The sequence below is a fragment of the Bradyrhizobium sp. genome (assembly GCF_035935975.1).
Lineage (GTDB): Bacteria > Pseudomonadota > Alphaproteobacteria > Rhizobiales > Xanthobacteraceae > Bradyrhizobium.
Map to the genome: position 1 here is coordinate 44,024 of NZ_DASYWN010000062.1, position 14,401 is coordinate 58,424.

The following is a 14,401-nucleotide window of genomic DNA, read 5'->3' on the forward strand; positions in this document are numbered from 1 at the left end:
GGCTCACTGCGGAAGCGATTCCGACTGCTGCTCTTGCGCGGATGTGAAGCGAATCGCCGTGAAAAGCGCGCACATCAGCAGCATCAGCAGGTAAATCTTCATCGCGTTTCCTCCGCTGCCTTATTGCAGCTTCCCAACGGGCAAACTGCAAAACACGTTCCAGGCACTTTCAATGACACTCGCGTGATAAGAAATGCTTAACCAGAGGTAACGGCATGGCCGAACAATTGAACGATCGAGAGAGTTCCGGCCTGGCCGACAAGCTTATGAGCTATCTGCCGGCGCGCTTCCGCCCCGGCGCGGCGGTGGTGCCGGTGGTGCGGCTGTCGGGCGTGATCGGCGCGGTGACGCCGCTGCGCCCGGGCATGTCGCTGGCCGGCGTTGCACGGGTGCTGGAGCGCGCGTTTTCGTACCGGAACGCCAAGGCGGTGGCGCTGGTGATCAACTCGCCCGGCGGCTCGCCGGTGCAGTCGCGCCAGATCTACCTGCGCATCAAGCAGCTCGCGGCGGAGAAGAAGCTGCCGGTGCTCGTCTTCGTCGAGGACGTCGCGGCCTCCGGCGGCTACATGATCGCCTGCGCCGGCGACGAGATCATCTGCGATCCCTCTTCGATCCTCGGCTCGATCGGCGTGGTCGGCGGCAGCTTCGGTTTCCAGGAGGCGATCAAGCGCCTCGGCATCGAGCGGCGCCTCTACACCGCCGGCACGCACAAGGCGATGCTCGATCCGTTCCTCCCGGAAAACCCGGATGACGTCGCCAAGCTCAAGACGATCCAGCGCGAGATCCACCAGATCTTCATTTCGCTGGTGAAGGAGAGCCGCGGCGCGCGGCTGAAGGGCAGCGACGACACGCTGTTCACCGGAGAATACTGGGCCGGCGAGAGCTCGATCGCACTCGGGCTTGCCGACAGCATCGGCGATCTCCGCTCAACTCTTCGTGCCCGCTATGGCGAGAAGGTTCTCACCCCCGTGATTGCCCAGCCGACCGGCCTGCTCTCCGGCCTTCTCGGCCGGAAAGCGCCGGGCGCGGGGCAGCTTTCGGCCATGGAATCAATGGCCGGCCTGCCGGACGATCTGATCTCGGCGGTCGAGACGCGGGCGATTTGGGCGAAATTCGGGTTCTAGGCGAAACCCATCCCGCGCCATTTGGTCCGGACTGAGCCAATTGCGGTGCGGCCCGGACTGCGCGAATATGCACGTGGGGGCTGAGCACTAGACAAGGATCGACAGATGCCGCCGTTCGTCGCTTTTGCGGGCGTGCTGGGCGGGCTTGCCGTGGTCCGCTGGGCCTACAAGACCGCTGTCCGGATCAACCACGAGCTGGAGGAGATGCGCCTGTCGCGCGTCGCCGAGGCCGCCCGCATGGGGGATATCCAGACGCTGAAGCGTGACCCCGTGACCGGAGCTTATCGTCCGGGCTAGCGCTCTCAACTCGATAGGTGCCGTAGGTGGGCAAAGCAAAGCGTGCCCACCACCGCGCCGTAATCCGGGAAAGATGGTGGGCACGGCGCGATGCGCTTTTGCCCACCCTTGTAATAGCGCAATCAGATATTGTCGGTGCATTCCGAGAGGAATGGCCTGCCGCAGCTGCGACCGCGGCAGGCCGCTGGCGATCGGATCGCGCCCACCCTGAGCAGTTTGTGGCTGCCCCGTAGCAGGATCGCGCCAGCAGCTTCATCGGACCCGGATGGTTGCCGGAACAATTAGGTTCGCTTCACAAGGCAGGGTCGACGAAGATGGCAAAGACTAGCACGACGACGGCGGGGATCGATACGTCCAAGGACAAGCTCGACATCGCGGTCCATGGCCAAAGCGGGTGTTGGGAGGTCGCCAACGACCTGCCTGGCTGGCGCAGGTTGACGCAACTGCTGACCAAAGCTGGCGTGAGGCGGGTCGGGATCGAGGCGACCGGCGGGTACGAGCGTGGCGTGGTGGAGCATCTGCGTGCCGCCGGCTTCATCGTGCTGGTCCTTCAGCCGATCCAGGTCAAGGCGTTCGGCCGCGCACGGTTGCGGCGCGCCAAGAACGACAAGCTGGATGCCGCGCTGATTGCGACCTTCACGGCCTCACTCGAGCAGGTCAGGGACGCGCCGGACCCGCGTCTGGCCGAACTCGCCGAGCAGCTCACCTTCCTTGAGCAGGCCGAGGAGGACATCAAGCGCTTCAAGACCCGTCTGGAGCATATGACGGAGCCCGGGCTGCGCCGCCTCGTGCTGGATGACATTGCCCGGTTGAAGGCACGCCGGCTCTCCCAGATCCACAACATCGCCAAGCAATTGCGCGCTCACCACGATCTCGCTGCTCGTCTTGACCTGGTGCTCAGCATTCCCGGCATCGGTGAGCGCACCGCGCTGGCCCTCCTGATCCGCATGCCTGAACTCGGGCGTATCAGTCGCGAGCAGGCCGCAGCCCTCGCCGGGCTGGCTCCCTTCGACAATGACAGCGGACAACACAAAGGCCAGCGCCGCATCGCCGGCGGTCGAGCCCGTCTGCGACGCTCGTTGTTCGCCGCCGCCCTGCCGGCCGCCTTCCGATGGAATAAGGCCGTTATGGCCCTCTATGCACGCCTCACGGCAGCCGGAAAGGCCCACAACGCCGCTCTCATCGCCTGCGCGCGAAAGCTCCTGATCTATGCCAATACCGTCCTGCAACGAGGCACGCCGTGGACCGAAAAACTCCTCGGCGTTTAATGGTTGCTACAGCACCTGCTCACATCGGCCGGACTTCGACCACGTCGGGCACAAAATGCTTCAGCAGGTTCTGAATGCCGTGCTGGAGCGTTGCGGTTGATGACGGGCAGCCGGAGCAGGCGCCCTTCATGTTGAGATAGACAATCCCGTCCTTGAAGCCGCGGAAGGTGATGTCGCCGCCGTCATTGGCGACCGCCGGCCGCACGCGCGTCTCGATCAGGTCCTTGATCATGTCGACCGTCTCGGCGTCAGACTCGTCGAAGAACTCGTCCTCGTCGTCGAGCTCGACATCGCTTGCAGCTGCACCGTCGGCGAGCAGCGGCGCGCCGGACATGTAGTGCTCCATGATGGCGCCGAGGATCGCGGGCTTGAGCTGCTGCCATTCACCGCTCGCCTTGGTCACGGTGATGAAATCCGATCCGTAGAACACGCCGGTGACGCCGGGCACGTCGAACAGCTTTTCGGCGAGCGGCGAACGTGCGGCTGATTCACGGCTCGCAAATTCCATCGGGCTGCCGTCGACCACGACGCGGCCGGGAATGAACTTCAGCGTGGCGGGATTGGGGGTGGCTTCGGTTTGAATGAACATGGTTTTCTCCAGACGTCGCCGGTTCAAGGCCGGCGCGTGTGTCCTATCCACTAGCAGATGGCGACGGGGAACGCACGGTCAAGGGGAAGGGCGGTCGTTTCGCTGTTATTTCAGCGGGTTAAGGCGCATCTTCCCCTTCCCCTGAGGGGCAGAGGCGAAGGACCCAACTGCCTACGACAGCGAATCCACGCTCTGGTCGCTGAGCGCGCCCGAAATGATCGTCACCGGCACCGGGAACGTGCCCAGTTCATGCGCAAGCAGGTTGACCAGCGGTCCGGGCCCTTCCGCGCCGGGATTGGCGGCGAGCACCAGCGTGGCGATATCAGGATCCTCGTCGATGACCGCGAGCAGCTGTTCCATCGCGTCACCTTCACGGATCACCCGTTCCGGCGTGATCGCGGCGATGCCGTTGGCTCTCCCGGCGGCGCGGTCGAGCGCGGCTTCGGCTGCTTCCTGCGCCTCGGCGCGCATGATGTCGGCGACGCCGAGCCATTCCTGGCTCTGCTGCTCGGACTCGATGATGCGCAGCAACACCACGCCGCCACCGGCGCGGATCGCCCAGCGGCTGGCGTAATAGACCGCGCGATCCCATTCGGCGGTGTCATCGACGATGACGAGGCATTTGGGCTTGTGACCCGGCTCGAAGCAAAGTCGCTTGCTGGTCATGCATGTCCCGGAATGTGCACGAGAGACATGCTGCCACACTCCCTCACGCTTGGGGAGGGGAGAAGCGGCCGGCGCCGTGGCGCAGGCCGGTTTCGCTTGTGCGATGATCAGCGCCGGCGGATGAAGCCGACGATGTCCTTCGAGCGGTTCATGGTCTCTTCGGCGATGGCGCGGGCCCGGTCGGAGCCGTCGTTCAGGATCGCGTCGATATGGCCGGGGTCGGCGACCAGGCGCTTCATCTCGCCGGCGATCGGCGCGAGCTTGGTGACGCACAGCTCGACCAGCGAGTTCTTGAAGCTGGAGAACTGGCCGCCGCCGAATTCGCGCAGCACGTCGGCCTTGGAGCGGCCGGACAGTGCGGCGAAGATGCCGACGAGATTGTCGGCCTCGGGACGTGCTTCCAGGCCCTTCTCCTCGGACGGGAGCGGCTCCGGATCGGTCTTCGCCTTGCGGACCTTCTGCGCGATGGTGTCGGCGTCGTCGGTCAAATTGATGCGCGAATTGTCGGACGCATCCGACTTCGACATCTTCTTGGTGCCGTCGCGCAAGGACATCACGCGCGTCGCCGGTCCCGTGATCAGGGGTTCCGGCAGCGGGAAGAACAGGCCGTCGTTGGCGCCCTGGGCGCGGATGGAGTCGGCGAAATCGTTGTTGAACTTCTGCGCGATGTCGCGCGAGAGCTCGAGATGCTGCTTCTGGTCCTCGCCGACTGGAACATGGGTGGCGCGGTACAGCAGAATGTCGGCGGCCATCAGCACGGGATAGTCGAACAGCCCGACCGAGGCGTTCTCGCGGTCCTTGCCGGCCTTCTCCTTGAACTGGGTCATGCGGCCGAGCCAGCCCATGCGCGCGACGCAGTTGAAGATCCAGGCGAGCTCGGCGTGGCCCGAGACCTGGCTCTGGTTGAATACGATGTGCTTCTTCGGATCGATGCCGCTGGCGATGAACGCCGCGGTCACCTCGCGGGTGTTGCGCGCGAGCTCGACCGGCCCGCCCCAGACGTCCACGCCTTGCGTGATCGCGTGCATGTCGACGACGCAATAGATGCAGTTGTGGGTTTCCTGCATCTTCACGAAGTTGACGATCGCGCCGAGATAATTGCCGAGGTGCAGATTGCCCGTCGGCTGGACGCCCGAAAAGACCCGTTCAACGAATGGCATGGCAAGCTTTCCTTAGGGGTAGCGGCCGTCGTTTCCAACAGCGGCGCTGCCCCGTCAAGGGTAATTCGCTTGTCCCCGCGGGCCGAGGCCGGCTAGGCGGGCCGCTTCAGCGCGTTAACCGCCTCACGCAAGGAGGCGGCGCCGAGGATTTGCAGCAGCAGGCCGTAGACGGCGATCCCGGCGCCGATCTGCAGGCCCAGCACGATGAAACGGATGAGGCCGTGCGCGTCCGAGGGCATCAGACCGGCGGTCAGCCAGAGCAGGGCGCCCATGGTGGCCGCGGCCAGCACGATCCGCGGCAGCCGCTTTCGCGCGGCGGCGTCGACCGAGAAGCCGAACTCGCCGGTGCCTTTCCGGAGCAGCGAGAGCGCACTGCTCCAGGCGCCGGCCGCGATGCTCGCGGCGATCCCGCTCGCGCCGAAGAAATGGCCGAGCAGGACGGCCAGCGCAATCGCGACGACAAAGCCTTTGGCCGTGGCGAGCAGCGGCGTCATGGTGTCGCTGCGGGCATAGAAGGCCGGCGACAGTGCCTTGATCAGCACATGGGCCGGTAGGCCCAGCGCCAGCCACATCAGCGCATGCGCAGTGGCCGTGCTGTCATCCGGGCCGAACGCGCCATGCTCGAACAGCAGCCGCACGATCGGTTCGGCCAGCACGGCGAGGCCAAGCGTGGCGGGCAGCGCCAGCCCTGTCGCGAGCTCCAGCGCGCGCGATTCCGCATGCGCCACGGCGTCGCGGTCGCCGCTGGTGACGGCGCGCGTCAGCTCCGGCACCAGCACCGTGCCCATGGCGACGCCGACGATGCCGAGCGGCAGCTCGATCAGGCGATTGGCGAAATAGAGCCAGGACACGGCGGAGGGCGTCGCGGAGGCGATGATCGCACCGGCGATCATCAGCCATTGCGGCCCCGAGCTCGCGATCATGCCGGGGATCGCCTTGGCGAAGAAGCCGCGCATTTCCTTGTCGAAGCTGACACGCAGCGGCGCCGCGAGGCTTGCACTTCGCTGCGACAGCAACATCAGTAATTGCAGCAGCCCGGCCACGCCGACAGTCGCGGCCAGCATCCACGCGGCGAAGCCGGCATCCGCGTGCCAGACCAGCAGCAGCCCGATCGCGGCGATCAGCGCGATGTTGAACAGCAGCGGCGAGAACGCCGTGAGAGCGAAGCGGCCTTGCGCGTTCAGCAGCCCCATCAGCACCGTGACCGGTCCGGCGAAGGCGAGATAGGGCAGCATCAGCCGCGCATTCTGGACCGCGAGGTCGAGCGTGCCGCTGCCGAGGAAGCCGGGCGCGATGATCGTGACGATCAGCGGCATCAGAAGCGCAATGACGATCGAGATCGCGATCAGGGACACGCTGACCGTGCCGAGCACACGCCCCGCGAAGGCCGATGCGGCCCTTTCGCCATCGCGCTCCCGGACGCGCAGCCAGGCCGGGATCAGCGCCGCATTGAGTGCCCCTTCGCTGAGCAGGCGCCGCACCACATTGACGAGCTGGAAAGCAGCCAGAAACGCATCCGCCACCGCTCCGGTGCCGAGCAGTGCCGCGATCAGGGAATCGCGGGCAAAGCCCAGCAGCCGCGAGGCCAATGTTCCCGTCGAGACGGTCAGGAAGGAGCGGATCATCGGGGTTGTTATAATACCGTTGCTTGCCCGCGAAGGGCCGGTCGTGATAGGCCGCGAGCCAGATTTCAGGCCGACAGGAAGCGGATTTCCTCTGGGTTCGCAATCCGGCAAACAGGATCAAGGTGAATGGCTGACGTGAAATATGACGTTCTCGGCATCGGCAACGCGCTGTTCGACGTGCTGGTCAGGACCGACGAGGCCTTTTTGGCCAAGCACGGCATGACCAAGGGCAGCATGTCCCTGATCGACGAGGCGCGGGCCGCCGCCATCTACAGCGACATGGGCCCGGCGACGGAAGTCTCGGGGGGATCTGCCGCCAACACCATCGTCGGCATCGGCAGCCTGGGGGCGCGCGCCGCCTATGTCGGCAAGGTCAAGGACGACCAGATCGGCAAGCTCTACGTCCACGACATCCGCGCCGCCGGCGTTGCCTTCAACACGCCCGCTGCCACGGACGGCCCCGCCACCGGCTGCTCCTATATCCTGGTCACGGGTGACGGCGAGCGCACCATGAACACCTATCTCGGCGCCGCGCAGGACCTCTCGCCCGCCGACATCGATCCGGCCGAGATCGCCGCTGCCGGCATCGTCTATCTCGAGGGCTATCTCTGGGACCCCAAGAACGCCAAGGACGCCTTCGTCAAGGCGGCCGGGATCGCTCACGAGGCCAAGCGCAAGGTGGCGCTGACGCTGTCGGATTCCTTCTGCGTCGACCGCTATCGCGACGAGTTCCTGGGGCTGATGCGCAACGGTACCGTCGACATCGTGTTCGCCAACGAGTCCGAGCTGCATTCGCTCTACATGACCTCGGACTTCGACACCGCGCTCAAGCAGCTCCGCAACGACGTCAAGCTCGGTGTGGTCACCCGCAGCGAGAAGGGTTGCGTGGTGGTGACGCCGACCGACGCCGTCGCAGCGCCGGCTTCGCCGATCACGCAACTGGTGGACACCACCGGTGCCGGCGATCTCTTCGCCGCCGGCTTCCTCTACGGCCTCTCGCGCAATCTGTCGCACAAGCAGTGCGGCGAGCTCGGCGCGCTCGCAGCCGCCGAAGTCATCCAGCACATCGGCGCCCGTCCGCAGGTGTCGCTGAAGCAGCTCGCCCAGCAGCGCGGGCTGACGGTTTAGGGCTCGCTGATAACGCGAGGCAGGCGCGCCTCATTCACAACTGTCATCGCCCGCGAAGGCGGGCGATCCAGTATTCCAGAGACGCCGGTGGTTTAGCTGAGAAGCCGCGGCGTACTGGATTCCCCGCTTTCGCGGGGAATGACAGCGAGATCGGAGCGGCAGCGCAAAACCCCTCACGCCGTCTTGGCCGCCTTCAATCCCAGCCGCTGCTCCACGGCCTCGCGCATCACGAATTTCTGGATCTTGCCGGTCACGGTCATCGGAAATTCGTCGACGAACTCGACGTAGCGCGGGATCTTGTTGTGGGCGATCTGGCCGTCGCAGAAGGCGCGGACCTCCTCGGCGGTCAGCGTCTCGCCCGGCCTGACGCGGATCCAGGCGCAGAGCTCCTCGCCATAACGGGTGTCGGCCACGCCGAAGATCTGCACGTCCTGGATCTTGGGGTGACGGTACAGAAATTCCTCGATCTCGCGCGGATAGAGGTTCTCGCCGCCGCGGATCACCAGGTCCTTGATGCGGCCGACGATGTTGCAATAGCCCGCGTCGTCGATGGTGGCGAGATCGCCGGTGTGCATCCAGCCATTGGCATCGAGCACGTCGCCGGTCTTTTCCTTCTCCTCCCAATAGCCGAGCATGACGCTGTAGCCGCGGGTGCAGAGCTCGCCGCGTTCGCCGCGCTTGACGATCCTGCCTTCGAGATCGACGACCTTCACCTGGACATGCGGATGAATCCGCCCGACCGTGGAGACGCGCCGTTCCAGCGGGTCGTCCGTCGCGCTCTGGAAGCTGACCGGGCTGGTCTCGGTCATGCCGTAGGCGATGGTGACCTCGCTCATGTTCATCTCGGTGTTGACGCGCTTCATCACCTCGATCGGGCAGGGCGCGCCCGCCATGATGCCGGTGCGCAGCGATTTCAGGTTGAACGTCTTGAACTCGGGATGATCGAGCTCGGCGATGAACATGGTCGGCACGCCATACAGCGCGGTGCATTTTTCCTGCTCGACCGCGCGCAGCGTCGCCAGCGGATCGAACCCTTCGCCGGGATAGACCATGGTCGCGCCGAGCGTGACGGAGGCGAGGTTGCCCATCACCATGCCGAAGCAATGATAGAGCGGCACGGGAATGCAGATGCGATCCGCTTCCGTCAGGCGCATCGCGCGTCCCGTGAAGTAGCCGTTGTTGAGGATGTTGTGATGCGTCAGCGTCACGCCTTTGGGCGAGCCGGTGGTGCCGCTGGTGAACTGGATGTTGACGGGATCGTCGAACTGAAGCGCGGCGCCGAGCGTGGCAAGCTGCTCGCGATGCTCCGCTTTGCCCATGCGTGCGACGTCCTCGAAAGGGATCGTGCCGGATGCTGCGGGACCGCCGATCTGGATCACCATCCGCAACGCCGGCAGCCGCGCCGCCTGCAACTGTCCGGGCCTGGCGCTCGCCAGCTCCGGCAGCAGCGTGTTGAGCATTTCCATGTATTGGCTAGTCTTGAACGCCGTCGCGGTGACGATCGCGGCGCAGCCGACCTTCTTCAGCGCGAATTCGAGCTCGCTGAGCCTGTAGGCGGGATTGATCGTCACCAGGATCAGGCCGGCCCTGGCGGCGGCGAATTGGGTCAGCGTCCATTCCGGCCGGTTCAGCGACCAGATGCCGATCCGATCCCCGCGCGCAAGACCGAGCGCGAGAAAGCCGGCGGCGAGCGCGTCGACCCGCTCGGCGAATTCCGTCCAGGTCCATCGCACGCCGTGGCTGGGCGAGATCAGCGCCTCGCGACTGCCCCATTGCCGCACCGCATGGTCGAGACTGCGGCCAATGGTGTCGCCGAGCAGCGGCGCGTCCGAGACGCCGCAAACGTAACTGTCGGCTTTGCCTGCAAGACCGTCCGCCACCTTCGTCTCCTCAAGATTGGTGCCTCGTGCCCTGAAGCCGTTGGCTTTGGGGCACGAGGTTATCCCTTGCCGGGAAGGCGCGTGACGTTGCGCGCCTCATACTAAGTGGCTAGGCCGCCTTCTTGCCGCTGCCCGCATCGAGCCCGGCATAGACGCCACGTTCGAATCCCGCGAAAGCCTGCAGGCATTTCGCGTCCGCGAACGGTAAAAGCTGCATCAGGATCACGCCGGTAACGTCGCGCGCGGGATCGATCCAGTAATAGGTGTTGGCAAGGCCGGCCCAGGCGAGGCTGCCGGCGCTGCGACCCTCCGCGGTCTTGGCGGTGTTGATCATGAAGCTGAGGCCCCATTTCTTCACCTGATCGGGATAGAGATCGACGTCGTTGGTATACATCGGCGCTGCCGTCGCAAGCTTGGTCATGTTGAGATCGCCCATCTGGTTCTGCCCCATCATGGCGACCGTCTCGGCCTTGAGCACCTGGTTGCCGTTGCCGCGGCCCTTGTTGAGGATCATCTGGGTGAACTTGATGTAGTCACCGGCAGTCGAGTAGAGGCCGCCGCCGCCCATGTGGAATTCCGGGTTCTGCTCGAGCTCGAACGGCATCGCGGCGAGCTGGCCGTCCTCGCCACGGGCATGCATGCCGACGAGGCGCTTGCGCATGTCGTCGGTGATCTTGAAGCCGGTGTCGGACATGCCGAGCGGCGCGAACATATTGTCGCGCAGATAGGCGTCGAGCCGCTTGCCGCTGACGGCCTCCACGGCCTTGCCGATGAAGTCGATATTGGTGCCGTATTCCCAGCGTGTGCCGGGATCGGTCATGACAGGCGTCTTCAGCGCGGCGTTCTGGCAGGTGATGATGCCAGGCGTTCCGGTCTTTTCGAGATAGATGCCGAGATTGCCGTTCCACATATCGTAGGCGAAGCCGGCGGTGTGGGTCATGAGCTGGCGCAACGTGATCGCGGTCTTGGCCGGCCGCAGCTTCGGTTCGCCCTTGGCGTCAAAGCCTTCGAGCACCTGCGGCTTGGCGAGATCGGGCAGCACCTCGCTGATCTCTGCGTCCAGTGACAATTTGCCCTGCTCGACCAGCTGCATCGCGCCCGCCGACGTCACCGCCTTCGTCATCGAGGCGATCCAGAACACGCTGTCGGCCGTCATCGCATCGGGCTTCGACAGGTCGCGCTTGCCGAATGCGCCCTGGTAAATCACGTCGCTACCGCTGGCGGCGATCGCGACGACGCCGGGAATCTCCTTGGCGTCGCTCGTCTTGCGCAGGATCTCGTCGATCTGGGCCTTGCTTTGCATACGCGTTTCCTCCGGTTTGATTATTGTTGGAAGCGATCGATTGTCCTCCCGCACGCGTCGCGCGGCAAGCGCGTCCAGATGCCCGCACCGGTCGCGATGTCGTGACTTGACGGCCTGCGTCCCGCGCAGGACGAGAAGGGGGCTGACCTGCAATAGTCCGTCACAATCTGCGGTGGATGGCTGCATTTCGCCGTGACCTCGGATGGGCTCGGCGTTATGTTTCGAGTGTTTGAAATACTTGAAACATTTTGTGCGTTGCGGCGTTTGGCCTTGGGCCGAGCCGCGGCCGAAGTTAACACTTGATGCAAATGTTGGCGGTCGGTCACGACCGCGAGGGGATCTCAAATGATTTCGACCTGGAGCGAATGGAAGCGCTATCCCCGTCCCGGACGGGGCGACAACCTCGAGGCGCCGATCTCGCCCGGTATTTACGAGGTCCGTATCGCCGGCACCGGCGCGCTGTATTCGTTCGGCGCGGTCGACAATCTGGCGCAGTCGCTGGCGCTGCTGCCGGTCGGCTCGAAAAACTGGTTCGGTCGCCGCGACACCTCTGATGCGCCCGATCTCGAATACCGGACCTGCGCGACCTCCTCGAAGGCCGATGCCAAGGCGGCCGCCGAGCGCATGATCGGCCGGCGCGAGACCTATATGAGCGGCGCGGCCTAAGGCCGCTCCTAGCTTAGCTCCCATCTGATGTGCGTTGCGGGGCGGTGCATTGCGCACCGCCTGCCCCTATATTCCGGGCCGATCCGATCGCCCCCAGGGAGTAACGCCATGACCCCGACCGCCGCCGCCCGCGCCACGCAAGCCACCGCCACCCTGCGCGACCGGCTGAAGGACCCCTCGCTGCTGAAGGAGGCCTGCTATATCGACGGCGCCTGGGTCGGCACGCCGGTCTTCGCCGTCAACAACCCCGCCACCGGCGTCGAGCTTGCCAAGGTCCCGCAGCTTGGGGCCGACGACACCACCAGAGCGGTCGAGGCCGCCCAGCGTGCGTTTCCGGCCTGGGCCAAGCACACCGCAAAACAGCGCTCCAACATCTTGCGCAAATGGTTCGAGCTGATCACCGCCAACCGCGAGGATCTCGCGCTGATCCTGACCTCCGAGCAGGGCAAGCCGCTCTCCGAGGCGCTCGGCGAGGTCGACATCGGCGCCGCCTATATCGAGTTTTTCGCCGAGGAAGCCCGCCGCGTCTATGGCGAGACCATCCCCTCGCAGCGGCCCGATGCGCGGCTGCTCGCGATCAAGCAGCCGATCGGCGTCTGCGGCGCGATCACGCCGTGGAATTTCCCGAACTCCATGATCACGCGAAAAGTGTCGCCGGCGCTGGCCGCGGGCTGCACCGTGGTGCTGAAGCCCGCCAACGAGACGCCGCTGTCGGCGCTGGCGCTGGCCGTGCTCGCCGAGAAGGCCGGCATCCCCAAGGGCGTGCTCAACATCATCACCGGTGACGCGCCGCCGATCGGCAAGGTGCTGTGCGAGCATCCGGCGGTGCGCTTCGTCGGCTTCACCGGCTCGACCGCGGTCGGCAAGATTCTCTACCAGCAGGCCTCCGTCGGCGTGAAGCGGCTCGGCCTCGAGCTCGGCGGCAATGCGCCCTTCGTGGTGTTCGATGATGCCGACATTGATGCTGCGGTCGAAGGCGCGATCGTCTCGAAATACCGCAACATGGGCCAGACCTGCGTCTGCGCCAACCGCATCTACGCCCAGGACAAGATCTACGACGAGTTCGTCAAGAAGCTGTCGGCCAAGGTCGCGGCAATGAAGATCGGCGACGGCACCGAGAGCGGCGTCACGCAGGGCCCGCTGATCAACCTGAAGGCGGTCGACAAGGTCGAGCGCCACATCGCGGATGCCGTGAAGCGCGGCGCCAAGATCGTCACCGGCGGCAAGCGCAGTGAGCTCGGCCGTTCCTTCTTCGAGCCGACCGTGCTCGCCGACGTCAAGCCGGACTCGCTGGTGTCCCAGGAGGAAACCTTCGGCCCGCTCGCACCGGTGATCCGCTTCAAGGACGAAGCCGACGTGATCGCGATGTGCAACGCCTCGCCGTTCGGCCTCGCGTCGTACTTCTACTCCCGCGATCTCGGCCGCGTCTGGCGCGTCGCCGAGGCGCTGGAGTCGGGCATGGTCGGCGTCAACACCGGCCTGATCACCACGGAAGTCGCGCCGTTCGGCGGCGTGAAGGAAAGCGGCCTCGGCCGCGAAGGCTCGCGCCACGGCATGGAAGAATATGTCGAGATCAAATACGTGATGATGGCGGGGGTGTAGGGGCCCGTCGTCGTTATGCCGACACATTAGAAGCGAGTCGATCGCGCCATTAGAGCAGATTCTGATCAGACGCGATCATAACCGGCCGCGGCGAAGAAGTTCAGGCACTCTTGGGCGGTGAAGGCGGCCATGGCGAGGGCGATAGCGTTGTCCAAAGCCTCGATTGATCTGGCTGCGGCCTTTCGAAGGGCGGCTTTGAGCTTTGCGAAGGCCATTTCGATCGGATTGAGGTCGGGCGAATAAGGCGGCAGATAGCGGAGCTGGGCGCCCGCCGCGTCGATTGCGATGCCGACCTCGGCCCGCTTGTGTGCTGCGAGATTGTCCATCACCACGATGTCGCCGGGCCTGAGTGTCGGCACGAGGACTTGCGTCACGTAAGCCTCGAACGCCGGACCATCCATGGGGCCGTCAAGGACCATCGGCGCGGTCATTCCAGTCGCTCTGAGCGCGCCGACGAAGGTCGTCGTCTTCCAATGACCATGCGGCAGCGCTGCGACACAGCGCTGGCCGTACAGCGAACGGCCATAGCGACGGGCCATCTTGGTCGAGGCCCCCGTCTCGTCGATGAACACCAACCGATGGATGCCGATCTCAGGCTGAGATGCCTTCCACGCCGCGCGTTCAGCGGCCACGTCCGGCCGATCCTGCTCGCTGGCGTGCGACGTTTTTTTTGAACGTGATGTTGCGACGATCGAAGAATCGCCAGACCACGCTCGGGACGAAACGCTCGCCGTGGACTTTGAGGAGATGGTCAGCGATCTCGGCCAGCGTCATGTCAGGCGTAGCCTTGACCAGGGAGAGGATCTCCGCAGCATGCCCCTCGATCCGAGCTGAACGCCGGTCTCCGCCCTGCGCTCCCGCCTCACAGGCGCCGGTGCTTCGCCACTCGCTAACCAGTTCGATCGCTGTCGATGGCGCTACGCCGAACCGGCCGGCGGCGCCCCGACAGCTCATGCCTTCATCCTCCACAGCCCGAATAATGCGAAGGCGAAGGTCCGGCGAGAGTGGTTTAGCCATGGGGGCTGGCCTCCATCACCAGCCCTCAGGGTGAATCACGATTTGCTTCCCAAGGGAATCCCTTCCGATTCCGCCA

General features: G+C 65.1%; 13 protein-coding genes. 6 read left to right on the top strand and 7 right to left on the bottom strand.

Annotated features, from left to right (window positions below; genetic code table 11):
- Positions 1–215: 215 nt before the first annotated feature.
- From VGR99_RS38610 to VGR99_RS38620, 3 genes are all read left to right on the top strand, one after another.
- Complete coding sequence (locus tag VGR99_RS38610; protein WP_326905185.1) at positions 216–1,124, top strand: S49 family peptidase; 909 nt, start codon at positions 216–218, stop codon at positions 1,122–1,124.
- A gap of 105 nt (positions 1,125–1,229) precedes the next feature.
- Positions 1,230–1,421, top strand: coding sequence for a hypothetical protein (locus tag VGR99_RS38615; protein ID WP_326905186.1), 192 nt, complete (start codon positions 1,230–1,232; stop codon positions 1,419–1,421).
- Positions 1,422–1,735: 314 nt separating this feature from the next.
- Complete coding sequence (locus VGR99_RS38620) at positions 1,736–2,689, top strand: IS110 family transposase (RefSeq protein WP_326905187.1); 954 nt, start codon at positions 1,736–1,738, stop codon at positions 2,687–2,689.
- A 19-nt stretch (positions 2,690–2,708) separates the two neighbouring features.
- Here VGR99_RS38620 and VGR99_RS38625 read toward each other — a convergent pair whose 3' ends face one another.
- From VGR99_RS38625 to murJ, 4 genes are all read right to left on the bottom strand, one after another.
- On the bottom strand, positions 2,709–3,278 hold the full coding sequence (locus VGR99_RS38625) for a NifU family protein (protein WP_326905188.1): 570 nt from the start codon (positions 3,276–3,278) through the stop codon (positions 2,709–2,711).
- A gap of 171 nt (positions 3,279–3,449) precedes the next feature.
- A complete protein-coding gene (locus VGR99_RS38630; protein WP_326905189.1) occupies positions 3,450–3,944 on the bottom strand; it encodes a universal stress protein in 495 nt (164 codons plus the stop codon).
- Between the two features lie 107 nt (positions 3,945–4,051).
- Positions 4,052–5,104: a tryptophan--tRNA ligase gene (trpS, locus tag VGR99_RS38635; protein WP_326905190.1), complete on the bottom strand. Its 1,053-nt coding sequence runs from the start codon at positions 5,102–5,104 to the stop codon at positions 4,052–4,054.
- 92 nt (positions 5,105–5,196) lie between these two features.
- A complete protein-coding gene (murJ, locus tag VGR99_RS38640; protein ID WP_326905191.1) occupies positions 5,197–6,729 on the bottom strand; it encodes a murein biosynthesis integral membrane protein MurJ in 1,533 nt (510 codons plus the stop codon).
- 126 nt (positions 6,730–6,855) lie between these two features.
- Between murJ and VGR99_RS38645 the strand changes: the two genes are divergently transcribed.
- Positions 6,856–7,857 carry an adenosine kinase gene (locus tag VGR99_RS38645; RefSeq protein WP_326905192.1) on the top strand — a complete coding sequence of 334 codons (1,002 nt, stop codon included), beginning with the start codon at positions 6,856–6,858 and terminating at the stop codon, positions 7,855–7,857.
- Between the two features lie 173 nt (positions 7,858–8,030).
- Here the strand turns inward: VGR99_RS38645 and VGR99_RS38650 are convergent, their stop codons facing one another.
- Together VGR99_RS38650 and VGR99_RS38655 are read right to left on the bottom strand one after the other, a co-directional pair.
- Positions 8,031–9,737 carry an AMP-binding protein gene (locus VGR99_RS38650; protein WP_326905193.1) on the bottom strand — a complete coding sequence of 569 codons (1,707 nt, stop codon included), beginning with the start codon at positions 9,735–9,737 and terminating at the stop codon, positions 8,031–8,033.
- Positions 9,738–9,846: 109 nt separating this feature from the next.
- Entirely contained in the window at positions 9,847–11,040 is a 1,194-nt protein-coding gene (locus VGR99_RS38655; protein ID WP_326905194.1) for a serine hydrolase domain-containing protein, read from the bottom strand.
- 345 nt (positions 11,041–11,385) lie between these two features.
- Between VGR99_RS38655 and VGR99_RS38660 the strand changes: the two genes are divergently transcribed.
- Positions 11,386–11,706 carry a hypothetical protein gene (locus VGR99_RS38660; protein WP_326905195.1) on the top strand — a complete coding sequence of 107 codons (321 nt, stop codon included), beginning with the start codon at positions 11,386–11,388 and terminating at the stop codon, positions 11,704–11,706.
- 108 nt (positions 11,707–11,814) lie between these two features.
- Positions 11,815–13,308: an NAD-dependent succinate-semialdehyde dehydrogenase gene (locus VGR99_RS38665; protein WP_326905196.1), complete on the top strand. Its 1,494-nt coding sequence runs from the start codon at positions 11,815–11,817 to the stop codon at positions 13,306–13,308.
- A gap of 65 nt (positions 13,309–13,373) precedes the next feature.
- On the opposite strand, the gene VGR99_RS38670 is transcribed toward VGR99_RS38665, so the two are convergent.
- Positions 13,374–14,325, bottom strand: a protein-coding gene (locus tag VGR99_RS38670) for an IS630 family transposase (protein ID WP_326905197.1) whose coding sequence is annotated in 2 segments (ribosomal slippage) — positions 13,374–13,986 and positions 13,985–14,325 — 954 coding nt in all. Because the reading frame shifts where the segments join, the coding sequence is not laid out codon by codon here.
- Positions 14,326–14,401: the final 76 nt, after the last annotated feature.

Coding starts and splice junctions, on each gene's coding strand:
- murJ (WP_326905191.1), bottom strand. CDS start 6,729: ATGATCCGCTCCTTCCTGACCGTCTCGACGGGAACATTGGCCTCGCGG.
- trpS (WP_326905190.1), bottom strand. CDS start 5,104: ATGCCATTCGTTGAACGGGTCTTTTCGGGCGTCCAGCCGACGGGCAAT.
- VGR99_RS38630 (WP_326905189.1), bottom strand. CDS start 3,944: ATGACCAGCAAGCGACTTTGCTTCGAGCCGGGTCACAAGCCCAAATGC.
- VGR99_RS38625 (WP_326905188.1), bottom strand. CDS start 3,278: ATGTTCATTCAAACCGAAGCCACCCCCAATCCCGCCACGCTGAAGTTC.
- VGR99_RS38660 (WP_326905195.1), top strand. CDS start 11,386: ATGATTTCGACCTGGAGCGAATGGAAGCGCTATCCCCGTCCCGGACGG.
- VGR99_RS38645 (WP_326905192.1), top strand. CDS start 6,856: ATGGCTGACGTGAAATATGACGTTCTCGGCATCGGCAACGCGCTGTTC.
- VGR99_RS38665 (WP_326905196.1), top strand. CDS start 11,815: ATGACCCCGACCGCCGCCGCCCGCGCCACGCAAGCCACCGCCACCCTG.
- VGR99_RS38615 (WP_326905186.1), top strand. CDS start 1,230: ATGCCGCCGTTCGTCGCTTTTGCGGGCGTGCTGGGCGGGCTTGCCGTG.
- VGR99_RS38620 (WP_326905187.1), top strand. CDS start 1,736: ATGGCAAAGACTAGCACGACGACGGCGGGGATCGATACGTCCAAGGAC.
- VGR99_RS38655 (WP_326905194.1), bottom strand. CDS start 11,040: ATGCAAAGCAAGGCCCAGATCGACGAGATCCTGCGCAAGACGAGCGAC.
- VGR99_RS38610 (WP_326905185.1), top strand. CDS start 216: ATGGCCGAACAATTGAACGATCGAGAGAGTTCCGGCCTGGCCGACAAG.